Consider the following 18,758-nt stretch of genomic DNA (forward strand, 5'->3'; position numbering starts at 1 on the left):
ATTGACTTTCTCGTTAACTTTCTTGCCACCGTGCTTATCGAGAAAATCTTTTGTACTTCATTGTACCTGAAGAGTTTTGCTACGAAATATTTTCATGTGCTGGAACCACCTAGCTATATGACGGATAATAAACAGCACAGAAGTTTCTACCTAAGGCTGGTTAGCATGATTTATACCGTCACATTTAACCCTGCGCTTGACTACGTTGTTCGCCTTGACAAGCTTGTTCCTGGTGAGATTAATCGCATTAACTATGAAAACGTTATGCCTGGTGGCAAGGGTATTAATGTCTCTATTGTGCTGGGTAATCTTGGTCACGCTTCCTGCGCTTTAGGCTTTACTGCTGGGTTTACGGGTAGCGCATTAGAACAGCTTGTTGCCGCCCATGGCTGTAAGACGGACTTTATCCACACACAAACCGGTATGACGCGTATCAATGTTAAGGTTAAAGCGGATGAAGAAACCGAGATAAACGGCATAGGTCCTCGCATCACCACCAATGAGCTGCAACGCTTGTTTGCACAGCTTGATCAGCTAACCGCAAAAGACATGCTTATTATCTCTGGCAGTGTTCCTTCTGTATTACCTTCTGATATGTATGAGCAAATCATGGCTCACCTCTCTGGTCGCGGTATAGAGATTGTGGTGGATGCAGAGCTTGACCTGCTGCTTAACGTCTTGCAGTATCACCCCTTCCTTATCAAGCCCAACAATCATGAGCTGGGTGCTATTTTTAATACCACCCTTACAACCCGCGATGAAGTCATCCCGTATGCCAAAAAGTTGCAGGAAAAGGGTGCACGTAACGTGCTTATTTCTATGGCCGGGGAAGGAGCGGTATTTGTCTCCGAGAAGGGCGAGGTGTTGCAATCCCCTGCTCCCAAAGGCGTGGTAGTCAACTCTGTTGGTGCAGGCGACTCTATGGTTGCTGGTTTTGTCGCCGGTTGGCTCGAGAGCAATAACGATGCGCTTACGGCATTTCGCATGGGTGTCTGCACGGGTTCCGCAAGTGCTTTCTCTGCAGACTTTGCTACCCGTGATGAAGTCAATGCACTACTTGCAACGCTTTAGCCACACACCATGCTACTCAAGCATTCTCTTATATCCACATCCCTATAAGCAAACAACAAGCAATTTTCAGGTGAGTAAGCGGCCGGGTTTTCCTAGCCGCTTTTTCGTGTTTCTCGAGAACTTATATTTGTATCATTGGTACAGAATGTACTTTTTGCATATATTGTATACACGCAATTCACACGCACTTTTTTAAACTTTTGGAAAAGATCGAAGTTACATTGACCGCTCGTGCTACAAAACAACCGCTCAACAATTTAATTGAGCTTAAAATAAACACGTTAAAAATTCTTTTTTATGCACAAACTGGGGTGCTGTAAAATAATTATTCAGATAAACGAATATTTAGCTGATATTCAGCCATAATCGTTCGCAAAAATGCAAAGTTTTTGCTGTGGTATTCATGCTACATATCAATAGTCCGTGTTTTTATCTAATCCTTTTTGAGGAGGTACGATGAACGACCGTTATCGTCTTAAAGTTCTCAACGCTAAAGCCAGCATTCGCGCCTGGTCAAAGCGCCGCACCTTGCATGCCATTGCTGCTGCCGCCTTGGCCATCTTGCTTTCCTCGCCTATGGCTGCTCACGCTTTAGAGTCAGTCTCTACTGAGTCTGTAGCGAGCCATACCGACGCTGTAGCAGTCGAGCGCACCGATGCTGTAGCAGTCGAGCGCACTGACGCTACCGTTGAGGATGAAGATGACAATGAGGCACTCGTAAACGCAGAGGCTGTTGCAGATCCAACACCTGCCACCCCTGCCGCAGATCCCACACCTGCAGCTCCTACCACAGATCCTGCAGCTCCTACCACAGATGAGGTAAGCGATACTTCTGCAGCTGCAGATCCTGCGCCCGCACAGCCTGAACCCGGCGCAAATACCAATGCTGCAACTGCACCCACCGCTCCCCTAACCGCTCCCGTAGTGGACAACACCAACTCCTACGGCACTAAGGTCATTTTTGACTTCAACGGTGACGGCAAGACCGATGCTGAGGACTGGAAGGCATACCTTAAGTGGATGCACGAGTATAAGCCTTTTGACTTTGATCTGGCCACCAGCGATTTGGGCGATTCTCACAACGGTGGCCTTCAGATTACTGGCGCAACCCAGCTGTTGGTTAACGGCCAAGTTCGCAGGCTTGATTCCATTGATACCAACCTCAATATCGAGCAAATCACTCAGTACTACCTGAACAACCTTAAGCAGACTACCCCAGTAAAGAACCAGTCTCCCTTTGGTACCTGCTGGGCATTTGCCTCCATCTCAGCTCTTGAGTCTGCCATCCTTAAGGCACAGGGTGGCGCTGCAGCTCAGGCATACAATCCACAGGATCATATGCACCCCATTCTGTCCAACCTTGAGGACAATGGCGTAGACCTTTCTGAGCTCTACCTTGCTTGGATGGCATACGATCTGCAAAAGGCCGGCAGCCAAAAGGGCGAAGGCCAGGTAGACGTACTTCCTATTGACGAGGAACCCGACCGCATGGATTGCGGCGGCTGGGCAACCATGGCAGAAACGCTCTTTACCGCTTGGAAGGGTGTAGCCACCGAGAAGGCTCAACCTTACTGGCCCAAGGGCGTCGAGATGACCTTTGAGAACTTCCTCAAGATGCGCAATTGGCACGACAACTGGGGTCTTCGTACCGATAAGGACGGCAAGCCAGAAGAGGGTAAGCCCGGCGTACACGTAGATGGTGTGTACTACTTGCCTAACCCCAACAACCTGGTGCCCGATAAGAATGACCACCTTATTTACAAGGGCCATAATGACTATGCCGATAAGCTCATCAAGCAGGCATTGGTAAAGTATGGTGCTGTACAAATTGGTTATGGCGCTGACTCTTACAGGCCTGGACAGCCCTCAAAGAGCGATTACTTCAACGGCGACCACTGGGCACAGTACTGCGACGCTACTGAGGTAGAGATTACCCATGCCGTAACCATCGTTGGCTGGGATGACAACTTTGATCCATCCAAGTTCCAGGCTGGCAAGAACAACGTTACTGGCCTTAAGAAGGGTGCTTGGCTGGTAAAGAACAGCTGGAACTCCGCTGACTGGTTTAAGAAGAACTTCGGTGTGGACGATGCCACTGCAGCCAAGATGGCAAAGTGGGGCATTGTTAACGACAAGGGCGAGCACACTGGTTACTTCTGGCTGTCCTACTATGATCACTCCATTAACACGCCTTCGTACTTCACCGTAGACCTGGAGAAGGACGGCTTTGATTACGACAATAACTACTCCTATGACTTCCTTATCAACCAGTCCCAGTCTCCCTTTGTACTGCGCACTGCCGATAAGGGCACTCAGGTAGCAAACGTCTTCAAGGCCAACGGCGATGAGACCCTGCGCGCTGTTTCTGTACACACCGGTGAGCCTAACTCTAAGGCAACCATACAGGTTTACGTCTACAAGAGCATGGACGCCTTTAAGGACAATGACCCCACCAATGACGGCATGCCCGTTATGGAGTTTACCTACGATGCAACCGTTCCTGGTATGCACACCGTTAAGCTTCCAAGGGCTTTGCAGCTCAAGGCTGGCCAGATCTTTGCTATTGTCCAAAACATTACCGGCGTCAATGATGACGGCACCACCAATTCGTACCTCAATCTCGAAACCGGTATGTCTCAGAACGCTCAGTTCCCCGATAAGACCAACGATGAGACCAAGGGTCGCGCTATGGGCTACGTATGGTCTACGGTTGTTGCCAACGATGGTGAGACCTATGTCAAGCTCTTTACCGAGAATGGCTACAAGTGGGTAACTCCTAAGGAAATCGGCAAGATTCTTGGCAATGACGAGTTCTTTGAGTTTGGTAACGCTCTCATTAAGGCCTTTACCACAAACGGCCATGATGACGCAGACCGCATGGACTACAAGATGGAGAAGGAAACCCCTAAGGTAATCAAGGGTAAAAACGCCATCTTTGTATCCAGCGCACCCTTTACCCTGTTCAAGGAGGTTCGTGTAGATGGTAAGACCGTCGATCCATCCAACTACACCGCTATCGAGGGCTCTACTGATGTTACCCTGTCTGCAGCCTTCATCAAGACTTTAGCTCTGGGTGAGCACACCATCGATATTATCTCTGAAGATGGTATGGCAAGCGCTAAATTTAGTGTTGCCGATCCTGAGTCTGATGAGCCCAAGGTAACTCAGGCTAAGGCAAGCGTTCGGAATAACGCAGCTGCTCTTCCTGCAACAGGCGATGCTTCTACCGTTATTCCTCTCATGCTCATGGGCTTGGGTGTAGCAATTGCCGGTAGTGGTGTTCTTGCTCGTCGTAAGGATCAGTAAGTCCACGCAGCTTTAACAAAAAGCAGTAGTGCGTGTAAGAGCTACGCAGACGTAAGAGCTACGCAGCTTAGTGAGTAAAACGAGGTACGCCCCTTATGGGAAACGGCCTCGATTTTTTATAGAGACTGGCGTAGCTTAAAAGTGCTTACACTAAACATGAACGTAATGCAACCGCCAAATCGGTTTTTGTTACTCACGGAGAACTAGCGGCCGTTCACATATATGCCCCGTTTTTATCAGTCAATACTAGTATTATTTCTAAATTGTTACGGCATATATTTTGTTGACACTTGGGCTGTCAAACAACATGCAACTTTCCTATGAAGAAAGGAACAACTATGGCCGATGAAGCCACGCTTTCAGAGCAAAGTTCTCCACAAGACTCTAAGCGCAAAAAGTTTAAGCTCCATTTCCCCACCGCAATTACGGTGCTGTTTATCGTCATGATTTTTGCGCAGGTTTTAACGTTTTTAGTACCAGCTGGTAGCTATTCTAAACTTCAGTACAATGCAGATGACGATGCATTGATAATTACGCACCCTGACGAGACAACCGAGAAGGTGGAAGCCACCCAAGAGACCCTCACTAAACTGGGTATTTCTGGCAAGATTGAGGATTACACCAGCGGTGCAATCTCCAAACCCGTGGCTATCCCTAACACCTACGAGAAGCTCGATGCTAAGCCTCAGGGCGTTATTGAGTTTCTGCTCGCTCCTATCTCAGGCGTATACGACACCATTGACATCATCTTGTTCGTCTTTATTCTTGGCGGTTGCATTGGTGTTCTCAATAAGATTGGCGCACTTAACTCAGCCGTTTTTGCCCTATCCCGTATTACCAAGGGTAAGGAATTCATTTTAATTATCGTTTTGTCGCTTCTCATGATTGTGGGCGGCACTACCTTTGGTCTGGGTGAGGAAACCATCGCGTTGTATCCCATCCTGATGCCCGTCTTTTTGGTAGCTGGCTACGACGCTATGACCTGCATTGCCGTCATCTTTGTTGGCTCATCCGTCGGTACCATGTACTCTACACTCAACCCCTTTGCCATTGGCGTTGCAACCAAAGCCGCTGGTATTAACATGGCTGACCAGATGAATTGGCGCTTTATTGCTCTGGTTGTTGGCTCTATCATGGCTATTGCTTATGTATTGTGGTATGCACACCAGGTACGTAAAGATCCTTCTAAATCTGTTTGCTATGACATGAAGGAAAGGATCGAAGAGCGTTGGGGTGGCCAGGGTGAATCCTTGGAGTTTACTGGTAGGATGAAGCTTTCCCTTCTGGTGTTCCTCGGTGCCTTCATTGTTTTGGTCTGGGGCATTGTTGCTCAGCAGTGGTGGTTTGATAACATGACTGCGGTCTTTTTGGCTGCTGCTGCCGTTTTGGCCTTTACCTGTGGTCTTACCGAAGAAGACTTTATGGACACCTTCATTGATGGTGCTGCAGACCTTATGAGCGTTGCTCTGGTTTGCGGTGTTGCACGCGCCGTTAATATCCTGCTAGAAAACGGCCTTATCTCCGACTCCATTCTTAATTACTTCTCTGGTGTCGTAAATGGCATGAGCCCCTTCGTCTTTATCGTAGTTATGCTGCTCGTTTATTGCATTCTGGGCTTCTTTATTAACTCTTCTTCTGGCTTGGCAGTTCTGTCCATTCCTATTATGGCTCCCTTGGGCGACGCTGTTGGCGTATCTCGCGCTGCCATCATTGCCGCATATAACTATGGTCAGGGCCTTATTTCCTACATCACGCCTACCGGCTTGATTTTGGCCTCGCTCGCCATGGTTGATGTTCCCTTTAGCCGTTGGCTTAAGTTTGTTAACCCACTGCTCATTGCAACAATCGTGCTTAACGCATTGCTGCTTATCGCACAGGTTGCAATCGGATAAGCATGATTAATGGTTAATACATACGCTCGCTCTTCTAAAAGAGCGCAGGCGTTTTAAAAAAAATCGGCGGCAGAAAACCTGTCGCCGATTTTTATTACGTATGAAACTCATATGCTCGTATTCTCGTTATGGAAGCATATCTTCTCTTGAGGGAAGCTTGCACTCTCTTAAAAGCTTTTCCATGTGTACAACGGTACCGCTGCCGCTTTGCTTTTTTTGAATAGACACCACGTCAACCAACATGCGCATAAGCTTAATGCCGCGCCCACGCTCTTCACTGCCTGTCTCTGATACCGCTTCTTCGCTGTCAGACAGAGCATATCCACAACCACAATCACTCACTTCAACAACAACACGATCTGGATAGGTTGCTAACGTAAGGTAGATACAGCCATCACTACAATGAGCGTGATCCACCGCATTGCCCAAGGCCTCCCCCGCCGCCAGTGTCATATCAAAAATATCATCATGAGAAAGGCTTACGCGCTCCAGCATATGCACAGCCCACCTACGGGCCTCAGCGAGCTTATCGGGATAGACAATCATGGAGCTTTGCCACAGCGGATGCACAGAAGCATCCAGTAGGGGCACTGCAAGCTTTTTGCCTGCTAACGACACGGGAATAACATCCACCACACAGGCAATGCACAGCATGCGATACACTCTGTCGGACACTGACTCCAGCGAAAGTAATCCGCCCGATTTTCTCATCCGACGCATTTCGCAAAATAAGAGGGCCATACCAGCAGAGTCCACATAGCTCACATCTGACATATTGATAATGATGCGCTTACAGCCATCCTCAATCAGATCATCAATGGTTGCACGTACCCGAGGCGTAGATACTACGTCTAAATCTCCAGAAAGGGGCAAAACTACAATGTCGGCTTTGTGTGTCATACTCGTTTTGTTCCCCAACACAAGCAGCTACATACAGTTATTAAGCGCCGATTTGTGTAAACGTAAGCTCTACCATGGCAACGTCATCCTCAAGGCTTCGCGCCGTATAGCGATCAAGCGTTTCCAGCAAGCGACCAAGCATACCCTCACTACCCTGTGCCGCCTCACGAAGCGCGGCCTCACGTAGGTTGCGCTCGCCAAAGAAAACACCCTGAGGATTGCGTGCCTCTGTTACGCCATCGGTGTATAAAAGCAGCGTATCGCCTTGGGTAATAGTCACCTGACCATCCCTATAGCTCATCTCCTCAAAGGCGCCTACCACACCCGATTGCACATCCAGCACATCCAAGGTTTGCTTGTCTGAGCGTACCAACAAAGCAGGTGGATGCCCAGCAGAACAGTACGTCAACTTGCCATGCGCTAAATCAATGACTCCTACAAAGAGGGTTGCAAAGGTCTCCAATCGCGAGAAACCCAGTAAGAAACGATTAAGCGTACGTACCATACGTGCTGGATTAAGCCCTTGCCAGGCATAAGCACCCAATGCTGTTTTTACCGCCGCAGAAACCGATGCGGCCTCTACCCCGTGGCCTGAGACATCACCCAAAATGACACAGGCGCGACGCCCCGGTAGACGAATCAGATCGTAAAAATCGCCGCCCACAAAAGCATCAGCTGTAGCGGACGAGTAGATGCCATCCGCCGCAATACCCTCTACTTGCTGAAGCTCATTGCGCATACCCAACTGGAGTGCCTGAGCAATGCGTTTATCGTTAGTACGAGCTTTTGCGCTGACTAATCCATCCTTAAGCGTCGTGCTCACGGTACGTAAAAACGCAAGCTCAATATCATCCAACGGCTCGGACTCATGGGGGCGCAGAGCCAGATACGCCCAGGTCTTTTGCGCGAGGGTGCCCAAATACACAAAGGCACCTTGGCTTTCTACACCACAAGCTTCCAACCATGCAGACAGCTCACGTCCTGCCACCGTGTTTGCAAGCAGACGCACCAGTACTTCATCCGTGGTACCCAGATCACAAAGCTGCGCCGCATCTACAGGTATATCCTTGCTATGCCTAGAGACGTCACCTGCATGGTAGAACTGTAGCGTTCCATCTTCTGCAACCTTAAGAGGAACAAAACGCGCTTCTAGCTGCTCACAGGCATTTTTGAGCATATCTTCTACATCGGTGGCAGTAAAGTTATCCTGGTTGGATATACGATCATGGAGCTGGGCGACAAAACCATCCAGCTGTGCACGCCGCTGCGTACGAAGGTCTGTAAGCGCTCCCATGAGCTGCACAGACAAGTACTGTGCAACAGAGTCCAAAAGGCGCGCATCGTCACGTCTAAGCGACCGAGAGCGCTCCCAGCCCACAACAATCAAGGCAATAACGCGCTCTGCAAACCATACGGGCACCAAAATGCTACTGGTAAAAGGAAACAGCGCTTTTGCGGGGATGCTAAAGGTCTCATTGGTTTCCTCGTTAAGAACCCGGCGCGTATCAAAACGCTGGGCACGCAAATCCTCTTTTTCTGGAGACAGCAACTGCACGCGGATTGCCTTCCCAGCAGCGATGGCGTGAACTTCCATCCCTTCGCCGAGCGATAAGTACTTGGGGACGCGTGAAATTTCCATAGAAGCAGTAGTGCCACGCAGCACAAGACCGTCAGACTCTGCCAGATACAACAAGGTGCCTGTGGCCTCCATGGTGTCGCGCAGCTGCTCTAGCACGTTGGTAAACAGCGTTGCAACGTCACTCCAGTCCAGTGTCTCAAGCACAATGTTAAGGACGCCAGAAAGTCTCCTGTTGGCTCCGCGCAGCTCACTGACAAGCTCATCGCTTTGCTCGTTAAGAGAGCCGGCAAGCAATGAGGCTGGTTCCATAATGAGCACGTAATTCTCACCAGGAGCGCTAATTTCATCACAGCGAACGCTGAGAAAAACGTCGGTGCCGTTACTGTGACTTGCTACCACAGCACAGGTGGAACCATCGGTAGCAAAGGGCGGCACAAAAGCCGTAGTGGCCACCTGAGACCCCAAAGACTGAGCAGGATAGATAAACTCGTCTATTCTGTGACCAATGAGTGAGCGCACACCCAGCATATGAACCGCACGTTCATTAGAAAAAAGCACAATGCCCGTACTTGAGAAAACAATGACTCCATTGGAGGTAATGTCCAGCAAGCGCGCCAGAGTGGCGGGCGCCGTAATACCCGAACCAACAGAATAGGCGCGTTCAATGCTTGTGGAGGGATAGGAATCGGTCTGGAAATCTTCTGACATACGACCACACCTTCGTATCTTACGCCTAAAGCGATACAAAAAAAGCCCCTGCGGGGCCCTTGTTTGCGTTAACGCTGGTGTCGGAGGCGGGACTTGAACCCGCACGACCGTTGAGTAGTCACTAGCACCTCAAGCTAGCGCGTCTGCCAATTCCGCCACTCCGACGTGCGCTACAGCAAGAAGTAATATAGCACATGCGCTTGCTTATGCAAACAATAATTTTGATAATTTCTGTGATTAACAGCTTTGAATACCCCGACAAAAACACAGCCGCCTATTAAGCAAGGGTGCCAAGCAGGGATGTTAAGAGAGTGCTAGGGTGCCAAGCAGGGACGTTAAGAGAGCACTAGGCTAAAGCACGGATTTCTATATCCAGCTTGTTGATAATTCCAATAATTGATGCTCTCAACGCTCTGAGCTTGCGTAGAGACTCTTTAATTTCTCCCTGCACGCGCAGATCTGTAAAAATGTTGTCAAACCAAACATCAAGCATGTCGTCTGTGAGCGTATCACTAATCTGCTGAGGCATAGACATGTTCACGTCTGTAAGCTCCTTGTTGAGAATACGCAACAGAGCAGATAGACCTCTAATGCTACGATTGGCTTCTTTAATCTTATTGCGCTTTATGAGGCTCGTAAAGGCTTCTCCGCCCATCAGGTCAAACAGGCCCCAAGAAGAAGCGCTGTCCAGTGAAGAAATAGCGCAATCTATTTTTGCAACCACGTTATGTGCTGCCGTACGTGCTTCTTTGAGTTCTTGTAATCTGTCCATGTCTCTTCCCGATGCATCAAGCCTATCGCCGATATATTTATACCAATGATAGCTTATTAGGTCTACGGAGTAAGTGCACGCGGGTGCAGGGATATACACAAGCTAGCCTGCTTTAGTAAAAACCTCGTCGTAGCGTTATTAATAACGCTACGACGCAATACGAGCGCAATTAAAGCCTTTCTTAACGGTATTCAGACTCTCCATACAACAGTAGAGGGACTACGGCAGTTCATATACGCCCGTAGTCCCTCTTTATCTGGCAATTAATGCGGTAACTTCTCTGTGCTAGCTATCAGAATTAGCTAGATGCACTAAGCTTCCTTACGCATTTTTATTGCTGCAACAGCACATACAACTGCTGCAAAACCTACTCCAACAGCATACAATGCACTATTTGAGTCGCTGGTTTTTGGCAGTATTTCCTTCTTGTTATCTACCGTCTTTGGCTTTGGGTTTGGATTTGGAGTTGGATCTGGAATCTTTGCATTTGGAATTGCATCCAAATTTACCATGGTCTTATCGCGAGAAATCTCAAACTCATAAACCTTGTTCTGCAGCTCATAGCCTTGAGGTGCCTTTGTTTCAGTTAAAGAATACTTTGACCAAGCAAGATTGGTTACCTTAAGCTTGCCAACTTCTGGGTCCTCATCATGCTCGCCATTGTCGACAACCTTGGTAGTAGTGCCATCCTGGTCTGTCAACGTCCACTCAGAACCACCAAGCAACTCGCCTGTCTTCTCGTCAGTCTTAGACCAGCTAAGTGTGCCAGGAATAGAGGTATTGGTAAACGTGCCCGCATTGACCGGAGCGGTTGTATCAGCAAAATTGTAGTTTTCATCAATCGTAAAGGTATAGAGCTTACTGCTTATGGTATAGCCTTGAGGTGCCTTGGTCTCTGTAAGTGTGTACGTTCCCCAGGTGTTTCCAGTCTCTATGTTTTGACCCCAATAGAGGTTTGAAACCTTGAACGAACCTACTTCTGGGTCCTCATCAAACTCTCCGTTATCCACAATAGTGCGCTCAAAGCCATCCGCTCCTGTAAGTTTCCATTCAGAGCCAGCCAGAGCTTCACCGGTGGCCTCATCAGTCTTTTTCCAGGTCAAAACGCCAAGCTTACGAACATTGCTAAACGTTACAACAGGATCGCCATCACTATCAGTGATTTGTTTGGTTTTGGTCGACTTAAACCCAGCCATAGGAGCTTCTTCAATGCTATATTCCATTGCATTGCCGCTACCACCGGGCTCATATTTTGGCAGTGAGAAGGAAAACTGCCAAAAATCTCTACTCGAATTTGGATTAACATACGCAACAAATTGCTTACGAACAGAAGCGCCTAGGTGCGCATAAGCAAACATCTCTTTACCGTCTGCATCCGTTGCAAAAACACCTGAGCCAACACGTTTGCCATTGACTTCCTGAACACTGATTTTATAACGGGCCACTAAAGATGTGTATTTTGGTTTGGAGGTATCAGGCTTTGGATTTGTATGATTTGGGCCAGCAGGGCTTGTATCTGACAACAAAGGATACCTGGTTGCATAAATATCAACCAAAATATAATCTGGATGGACAAAATCCGTGCCAACTGGGTTTTGTGTATCTGCTAATGCCGTCTGAAATGGCGTGACAATAAGCGCCAAAGACGTAAGCAGCGTCATAAACCCTTTAGCAAGATAGCCTAGTACGTTTGTTTTTCGTAACATAGACTAAACTTTCTATACAATACGCCTAACTTTATAAAGCTAAAAGTTAGCTTAACATATCTTTAGTCATACGCAGCAGCTAAAGCGCTAACATTTCTGCAAGCGAAAAGTAGAAACGGCAAACAGCAAGCACCTAATAAGCCAGTGCCATCTTAGGCTTGTCCTCAAAAAAGCGAGGTAGCAAAACTACCTCGCTTACGTACAGCTGTAAGAATCTTGAGGACGAGAGTGCAGAGACCCTCTACAATTCAATTGATTTACAGCTCAATCGACGCATCCTTAATGGGATTAACGGATGCAAAGTGGCAGGCACAAAAGTGCTTCTCGCCCACCTCAGAAAACTCAGGCATGGGCTCTTGAGAACAGGCATCCTGAGCAATGGGGCAACGCGTATGGAAGCGACAACCCAAAGGTGGCTCAATAGGAGAAGGTACATCGCCACGCAAAATAATGCGCTCGCGTGTGCGTTGAATATCGGGGTCAGGAATGGGCACTGCCGACAACAGCGACTGTGTATAGGGATGCTGGGGGGCATCATAGAGGGTTTGCCAATCCGCAGTCTCCATCATATTGCCCAGATACATAACAGCAACGCGATCGGAAATATGCTGAACAACCGAAAGGTCGTGGGCAATAAACAGATACGCCGTACCGTATTCCTTTTGCAAGTCCGTAAGCAGATTGAGCACCTGTGCCTGGATGGAAACGTCCAACGCGGAAACAGGCTCATCGCAGATAATAAGCTTAGGCTTAAGGGCAAACGCACGAGCAATACCAATGCGCTGGCGCTGACCACCAGAGAACTCATGAGGGTAGCGATTGATGTGCTCGGGGTTAAGACCTACCACATCAAGCAGGCTACGGACGTAATCAATACGCTCTTCTCGCGATGGCATAGTCCCATGAATAAGCAAAGGCTCAGAAATAAGCTCGCCAATGGTCATACGAGGGTTGAGCGATGCATACGGATCCTGGAAAATGAACTGCATATTGCGGCGCATTTCCTTAAGACCAGCCTTGTTAAGCTTACTTACATCCTTGCCATCAAACACAACTTTACCGCTGGTAGGCTGGATCAAGCGCATGATGCAACGACCGGTGGTTGACTTACCGCAGCCAGACTCGCCGACAAGACCGAAGGTCTCGCCAGGCCAGATATCAAAAGAAACGTCATTGACCGCATGGACGCGTTTTTTGTTCATACGGCTTGCAAGCACACCGGACTCTACAGGGAACTCCTTGGTGAGGTGCTCTACATGCAGGAGAGGCTCGCCAACGTGTTTATCTACAAGGGCCATTACTTCTCCCCTCCTGTCTTGACGCTCCGAGAAGTCTCGGGCGCATTCTTGGCAACAAACGCAGCGTCACCAGCAAAATGACAACGAGAATAGTGCCCAGTCTTAGTTACATGCAGCTCAGGCTTTGTTGTACGGCACACATCCGTTGCATACGGACAACGTGGTGAGAAGGCACAACCTTCTGGCACATGAACCAATGAAGGAGGATTGCCACTAATAGGCGTAAGCTCGCTCTTCTCGTCAATTGCAGGCTTGGGAATGGAACGAACAAGACCCCAGGTATAGGGATGCATTGCCTCGTAGAAAATCTCATCCGCCGTACCAAACTCTACCGGAGAGCCGGCATACATGACCATGATCTTATCAGCCACATCTGCTACAACGCCCAAATCATGCGTAATCATGATGATGGCATTGCCGTTTTCTTCCTGCATACGCTTCATGAGCTCAACAATCTGAGCCTGAATGGTTACGTCCAATGCCGTGGTAGGCTCGTCCGCAATCAAAATATCAGGGTCACATGCCAGCGCCATGGCGATCATAACACGCTGACGCATGCCACCAGAAAACTCGTGGGGATAGCTCTTAATACGCTCACGAGCATTAGGAATACCAACAAGCTCCAAAAGCTCAATAGCACGCTCATTGGCCTGCTGCTTTGTGTATCCACGATGCAAGCGAAGACCCTCACCCAGCTGGCGACCAATCGTATACACCGGATTAAGCGAGGTCATAGGATCCTGGAAAATCATTGCAATGTCGTTGCCACGAATATGCTCCATTTCGTGCTCAGACATCTTAAGCAAGGACTTACCACGATAGCGAACGTCTCCCCCTTCAATCTTTCCCGGGGGCATATCGATGAGACCCATGATGGTAAGACTGGTAACCGACTTACCAGAACCAGACTCTCCTACTACACCCAGGGTCTCTCCACGATCAAGCGTGTAACTCACCCCATTAACAGCCTTTACAACGCCATCTTGGGTATGAAAGTACATCTTTAGGTCATCTACCTCAAGAAGGTGATGTCCTTCGGGTACCGGCTGCGTTTTAAGATCAACCCAGTTATCATTTCTTTTTGCCATCTTATGCATCCTTCATCTTGACATCAAGTGCATCACGCAGACCATCACCAAGCAAGGTGAAGGACAGCACGGTGGTAAGAATTGCAATACCAGGCATAATCATAAGCCAAGGCTGCGTTGCCAAATAAACCTGACCATCCTGAATCATAATGCCCCAGGAAGGATCTGGTGGAACAACACCCATGCCCAAGAAGGACAGCGCGGCTTCGGTAAGGATGGCGCCACCGATATTCATGGTTGCATACACAACAATGGTTGCTACCGAATTAGGGAAAATGTGGCGTGCAACAATACGAAAATCAGAAGCTCCCATAGCACGAGCTGCGTCTACGTAGTCGTTTTCTTTAACCGTGAGAATTGCCGAGCGGAATACACGAGCAATGGACGGCCAACCCAAAACACCAATTGCAACAAAGACGTTTTGAATACCCGGTCCAATAACCGCAAGCAAGGTAATAACAAACAAAATATAAGGGAAGGCGAGAAACACGTCCGCAAGACGCATGATAATCGTGTCCCAAATACCGCCATAGTATGCAGCCATGGCACCCATAAACAAACCGATGATGGTTGAAATAGCGGTTGCCAATAGTCCAACGGAAAGTGAAATACGAGCACCATAAATAACGCGGCTTAATACATCACGACCCAAGGTATCCGTACCAAACGGATGCTCTAAAGAAGGCGCAAGCCTAGAAACTGCAGCCATGTTAGAAGAGTCAGATTGTGTTGGACTACCCAATACCTGAGGAACCCATAAGTCTGCACTCAGGGTGATAACAACCATGAGGATAATCCAGATAAGACCACCCATTGCCAGCTTATTCCTACGAAGACGCTTCCAAGCATCACCCCAAAGCGTACGAGTAGGTGCTGCAGCGGACGCAGTAGATGCCGTATCAGTAGTTGCTGTAGTGGTTTGATTTTTTTCTTCTGCCATCTAAAACACCTCCTACCCTTGGTCCTTAGGTGCGCCATACCTAATGCGAGGATCAAGGAAGGCGTAGCTCACATCTACCAGCAAGTTAATAACCATTACTAACACAACAATGATCGTTACCGAACCCAAAACAATGGGCCAGTCACGCTGCGTAATGGCGCGATAGGTTTCAAAACCAACACCAGGCCAGTTAAAAACGGTCTCGGTAAGAATAGCGCCAGCCATCATGCCACCAAAATCCATACCAATATAGGTAATAACAGGAATAAGCGCATTCTTAAGCGCATGGTGCCAAATGACATTACGCCGAGAAAGACCTTTAGCACGTGCCGTACGAATATAATCCTGATTCATAACCTCAAGAAGCTGAGAGCGCATGATACGTGCGGTATAAGCCGTAGATACTGCTGCCAAGGTAAGTGCGGGAAGAATATAGTAGACCCAACCCTGGAAATCAGCACCAGGGCCACCTGTACCAGAGATGGGCAGATATACTGCTCCACCGGTCAGGTTCTTGAGCGCAACACCAAAGGTAAGCTGCAATAACATACCAAACCAGAATGCTGGCATAGCAACCAAAATGGAAGTGACCAAGGTCACTAAAATATCCCAAAATGAATATCGTTTAATTGCGGAAATCATACCGGCACCAATACCAATTGCTGCCTCTAACAAGATGGCCACAATAGATAAACGGATGGTATAGGGATATTTAGCAAGCAAAATATTTGCCACACTCTGACCACTGCGCTGATAAGAGGTACCCAAATCACCGTGGAGCAAATTATTTAAGTACGTTACATAACGCTTCCACATAGGCGTAGGAATTGCATTGCCAGCCTCGTCTTTAAGGGCCTGACCATTTGCATCAGTTTCTACCAACCCATATGAAACGCGTAAGTTTAATTCGGTGACAGGATCAAGCTTTTTTTCTCCAGCCATAAGCTTGATGGGATCACCGGGGACGATATTCTCCATCGCAAATAAAATAAGCGTCACACCAAGAAATACTGGTATGAATTGGAGAATTCGCTTAAGAATGTACTTCCCCATACTTAGAATCCTTTTTTTCATTATTGGGACACTTACGAACACAGACCAATAAGTATAGATGCTTATCTATGCAAAATTATAGACATATCTATGACAAAACATCATACATTAGAAAGGAGGCAGGATACCTGCTCTATGGTACCCTGCCTTACACAATAAAAGCAGTCTAAATACTAGGCCTGCATCTCCGCGTTAGCGAAGTCACCCTTATTAGTAGGATCAAAGTAGAAGTTCGCAAGCTTAGAAGAACCAACGTGCATGTGAGAATAGAACATAATAGGAACAATGGGAACAGATTCACCAATCTTCTTATTGATCTCACGATAGGCTTGACGACGCTTTTCCTCATCAGTCTCTTGACGAGCAGCAAGAATGGCAGCATCAATCTCTGGATCATTGAACTTGGAGTAGTTATTCTCTGCCGTAGAGTAGAAGTTAGGATAGATGAAGTTATCCATGGTTGGATAGTCAGCATTCCAACCAAGACGACCAAACTGAATATTACCGCTGGACAAAGAGCTCAAGTATGTTGCCCACTCCATACCATCCTGAACTACCTTAAAGCCGACCTTCTCAAGATCACTCTGGACAATAGTCATGAGATCCTCATGACCGGCGCCCGTATTATAAGAGAGCTTAATCTCGGTGCCAGCAAGGTTATTATCATCCACAATCTTCTTAGCAGCATCAGGATCATACTTGGAATAGGCCCACTTATTCTCATCACTCTCGTCAATCAGAGCGGGGAACAGGCTGTCTGCAGGAGTACGAGTACCCTCATACAAGGTATCGATAATGTTTTGACGGTTAATTGCCAAAGAAATAGCACGACGTACATTTATATCCGCCATGGTCTTGTCTTCAAGGTTCATGACCAAATAATACAGAGAAGCATTGGTGCCTGTAAGTGCCTGCTTACCAGGAGTTACGGTATAGCCATCGTCAGACTTACCATACTGACTCTCTACATCCTTGACACGACCGGAAGGAATCTGGCAGAAGTCCATATTACCAGCAGTAAACTCATTAAATGCGGTATTAAGATCCTTTTGGATAGAGAAATTAACGCCATCAAGCTTGGCCTTCTCGCCATAGTAATCATCAAAACGCTTAAGATTGATGTACTGGCCGGACTCCCACTTACCGTCCATCATTAAAGGACCATTACCAATAGGTGCCAGCAAGAAGGCATCAGGATCATCTAGGGCTGCCTGAGGAACAGGTGCCAGACCTGGGTGAGATACGATATAGGGGAAGTCTGCCGTAGAAGAAACAAGCTTAACAACCAGAGTGTTCTCATCGGGGCACGTTACGCCAGAAAGCTCAGTTGCAGTACCAGCCTTCATCTCTGCTGCACCAACAACAGGATCAAGGTGATAGGCAATCTCAGAAGGAGTCTTCATCTTGGTGTTGCAGATACGCTCCCAACCACGCTTAAAGGATTGCGCATCCACCTTGTCTCCATTGTGGAACTTGGCACCCTTTACCAAGTGGAAGGTAAACTCGGTAGCGTCATCATTGGCTTCCCAAGACTCTGCGGCCTTAGGTACCAGCTCTTTTTTCTTCCAATCAAAATAAGTAAGGGAATCAAACAAATTGTGCTCGACATGGGTACCCTCAGTCTCTTGGACATTATAAGGGTCAATCGCAACAGGCTCGTTAATGTAGAACTTCATGGTTCCACCAGTCTTGCCGGATGCACCACCACTGTTCGAGTTATTCTTGCATGCTGCGAGTGCTGCAAGAGCACTAGCTGCAAGGCCGCCCTTAACAAAGGTACGACGCCCAATCATGAGGTTGTCAGCCATGTGTCCTCCTTATAGCCCAGTATAAGCGGGGCAACCGGTTTGCCCTCAGAAACATATAGTGGGTGCTTTTACACTATACGGAATATCCGGCTATTTATGAAGTATTTGGAGTCTCCTGTAGCAAAATAGTAACAAACCGCCCTCTTTCGAGAGCGGTTTAGGGGGCTACAAAGATCATAGAGATAGCTCATATGACTAGCATGAACCTATGAAGGTAGAGGTTTTATCGGAAATAAAAAACCTTAAAACGTGCCGTGAGGGAACGTGATTACAAAAATAAGGATGGTTGCTACAAACACAATCGAAGCAATAACCGTTAAACGATCCAGGTTTTTCTCCCACACACCGGAAGCAGCAGAAGAGTTATACAAAGAACTTGCGATCATGTCAGAAACGCCCGTTCCTTTACCAGAGTGCATGAGCACCAGAATAACTACTGCAAGAGCGGAAATTGCCCAAATTACCAGCAACACAATGTTTAATGGACTCACGACTTGTTCTCCTCAAATACCAATTTCATTAAAAAGCCGGCACTGCGTGAGCGGCACCGACTTTATAAAGTTTTGCTCAACAAGTGAGTAGCATAGCACAGGAACTGTGGAAAGACCACTCTTTCACAAGCACTCTACCTGTTATT

General features: G+C 47.8%; 13 protein-coding genes and 1 tRNA gene. 3 read left to right on the forward strand and 11 right to left on the reverse strand.

Annotation, left to right across the window (positions count from 1 at the left end; translation table 11 throughout):
* Window positions 1–165: 165 nt before the first annotated feature.
* From pfkB to HMPREF1091_RS05790, 3 genes are all read left to right on the forward strand, one after another.
* Window positions 166–1,071, forward strand: coding sequence for a 1-phosphofructokinase (gene pfkB / locus HMPREF1091_RS05775; protein WP_002563870.1), 906 nt, complete (start codon window positions 166–168; stop codon window positions 1,069–1,071).
* A 456-nt stretch (window positions 1,072–1,527) separates the two neighbouring features.
* On the forward strand, window positions 1,528–4,377 hold the full coding sequence (locus HMPREF1091_RS05785; RefSeq protein WP_002563871.1) for a lectin like domain-containing protein: 2,850 nt from the start codon (window positions 1,528–1,530) through the stop codon (window positions 4,375–4,377).
* Window positions 4,378–4,715: 338 nt separating this feature from the next.
* Window positions 4,716–6,269 carry a YfcC family protein gene (locus HMPREF1091_RS05790; protein WP_002563872.1) on the forward strand — a complete coding sequence of 518 codons (1,554 nt, stop codon included), beginning with the start codon at window positions 4,716–4,718 and terminating at the stop codon, window positions 6,267–6,269.
* 126 nt (window positions 6,270–6,395) lie between these two features.
* Here the strand turns inward: HMPREF1091_RS05790 and HMPREF1091_RS05795 are convergent, their stop codons facing one another.
* From HMPREF1091_RS05795 to secG, 11 genes are all read right to left on the reverse strand, one after another.
* Window positions 6,396–7,169, reverse strand: a complete 774-nt coding sequence (locus tag HMPREF1091_RS05795) for an anti-sigma factor antagonist (RefSeq protein ID WP_002563873.1) — start codon at window positions 7,167–7,169, stop codon at window positions 6,396–6,398.
* A gap of 40 nt (window positions 7,170–7,209) precedes the next feature.
* Window positions 7,210–9,456 (reverse strand): SpoIIE family protein phosphatase, encoded by a 2,247-nt coding sequence (locus HMPREF1091_RS05800; RefSeq protein WP_002563874.1) that lies wholly within the window; start codon window positions 9,454–9,456, stop codon window positions 7,210–7,212.
* A 75-nt stretch (window positions 9,457–9,531) separates the two neighbouring features.
* Window positions 9,532–9,621, reverse strand: a tRNA-Leu gene (locus tag HMPREF1091_RS05805).
* Window positions 9,622–9,802: 181 nt separating this feature from the next.
* Window positions 9,803–10,228 carry a hypothetical protein gene (locus HMPREF1091_RS05810; protein ID WP_021736189.1) on the reverse strand — a complete coding sequence of 142 codons (426 nt, stop codon included), beginning with the start codon at window positions 10,226–10,228 and terminating at the stop codon, window positions 9,803–9,805.
* Window positions 10,229–10,539: 311 nt separating this feature from the next.
* The gene (locus HMPREF1091_RS05815) at window positions 10,540–11,934 is read right to left on the reverse strand and encodes an MSCRAMM family protein (RefSeq protein ID WP_002563876.1); all 1,395 of its coding nucleotides are present in this window, start codon (window positions 11,932–11,934) and stop codon (window positions 10,540–10,542) included.
* Between the two features lie 257 nt (window positions 11,935–12,191).
* Window positions 12,192–13,232 (reverse strand): ABC transporter ATP-binding protein, encoded by a 1,041-nt coding sequence (locus HMPREF1091_RS05820; RefSeq protein WP_002563877.1) that lies wholly within the window; start codon window positions 13,230–13,232, stop codon window positions 12,192–12,194.
* Window positions 13,232–14,320 (reverse strand): ABC transporter ATP-binding protein, encoded by a 1,089-nt coding sequence (locus HMPREF1091_RS05825; RefSeq protein ID WP_002563878.1) that lies wholly within the window; start codon window positions 14,318–14,320, stop codon window positions 13,232–13,234. Before HMPREF1091_RS05825 ends, HMPREF1091_RS05820 begins: the two co-directional genes overlap by 1 nt.
* A gap of 1 nt (window position 14,321) precedes the next feature.
* Entirely contained in the window at window positions 14,322–15,260 is a 939-nt protein-coding gene (locus HMPREF1091_RS05830; protein ID WP_002563879.1) for an ABC transporter permease, read from the reverse strand.
* A 12-nt stretch (window positions 15,261–15,272) separates the two neighbouring features.
* Window positions 15,273–16,313, reverse strand: a complete 1,041-nt coding sequence (locus HMPREF1091_RS05835) for an ABC transporter permease (protein ID WP_002563880.1) — start codon at window positions 16,311–16,313, stop codon at window positions 15,273–15,275.
* A gap of 173 nt (window positions 16,314–16,486) precedes the next feature.
* Window positions 16,487–18,121, reverse strand: a complete 1,635-nt coding sequence (locus tag HMPREF1091_RS05840; RefSeq protein WP_002563881.1) for an ABC transporter substrate-binding protein — start codon at window positions 18,119–18,121, stop codon at window positions 16,487–16,489.
* A gap of 242 nt (window positions 18,122–18,363) precedes the next feature.
* Complete coding sequence (gene secG, locus HMPREF1091_RS05845) at window positions 18,364–18,612, reverse strand: preprotein translocase subunit SecG (protein WP_002563882.1); 249 nt, start codon at window positions 18,610–18,612, stop codon at window positions 18,364–18,366.
* Window positions 18,613–18,758 lie beyond the last annotated feature (146 nt).

The organism is Atopobium minutum 10063974 (assembly GCF_000364325.1).
Taxonomy (GTDB): Bacteria; Actinomycetota; Coriobacteriia; order Coriobacteriales; family Atopobiaceae; genus Atopobium; species Atopobium minutum.

Coding starts and splice junctions, on each gene's coding strand:
- pfkB (WP_002563870.1), top strand. CDS start 166: ATGATTTATACCGTCACATTTAACCCTGCGCTTGACTACGTTGTTCGC.
- HMPREF1091_RS05785 (WP_002563871.1), top strand. CDS start 1,528: ATGAACGACCGTTATCGTCTTAAAGTTCTCAACGCTAAAGCCAGCATT.
- HMPREF1091_RS05790 (WP_002563872.1), top strand. CDS start 4,716: ATGGCCGATGAAGCCACGCTTTCAGAGCAAAGTTCTCCACAAGACTCT.
- HMPREF1091_RS05795 (WP_002563873.1), bottom strand. CDS start 7,169: ATGACACACAAAGCCGACATTGTAGTTTTGCCCCTTTCTGGAGATTTA.
- HMPREF1091_RS05800 (WP_002563874.1), bottom strand. CDS start 9,456: ATGTCAGAAGATTTCCAGACCGATTCCTATCCCTCCACAAGCATTGAA.
- HMPREF1091_RS05810 (WP_021736189.1), bottom strand. CDS start 10,228: ATGGACAGATTACAAGAACTCAAAGAAGCACGTACGGCAGCACATAAC.
- HMPREF1091_RS05815 (WP_002563876.1), bottom strand. CDS start 11,934: ATGTTACGAAAAACAAACGTACTAGGCTATCTTGCTAAAGGGTTTATG.
- HMPREF1091_RS05820 (WP_002563877.1), bottom strand. CDS start 13,232: ATGGCCCTTGTAGATAAACACGTTGGCGAGCCTCTCCTGCATGTAGAG.
- HMPREF1091_RS05825 (WP_002563878.1), bottom strand. CDS start 14,320: ATGGCAAAAAGAAATGATAACTGGGTTGATCTTAAAACGCAGCCGGTA.
- HMPREF1091_RS05830 (WP_002563879.1), bottom strand. CDS start 15,260: ATGGCAGAAGAAAAAAATCAAACCACTACAGCAACTACTGATACGGCA.
- HMPREF1091_RS05835 (WP_002563880.1), bottom strand. CDS start 16,313: ATGGGGAAGTACATTCTTAAGCGAATTCTCCAATTCATACCAGTATTT.
- HMPREF1091_RS05840 (WP_002563881.1), bottom strand. CDS start 18,121: ATGGCTGACAACCTCATGATTGGGCGTCGTACCTTTGTTAAGGGCGGC.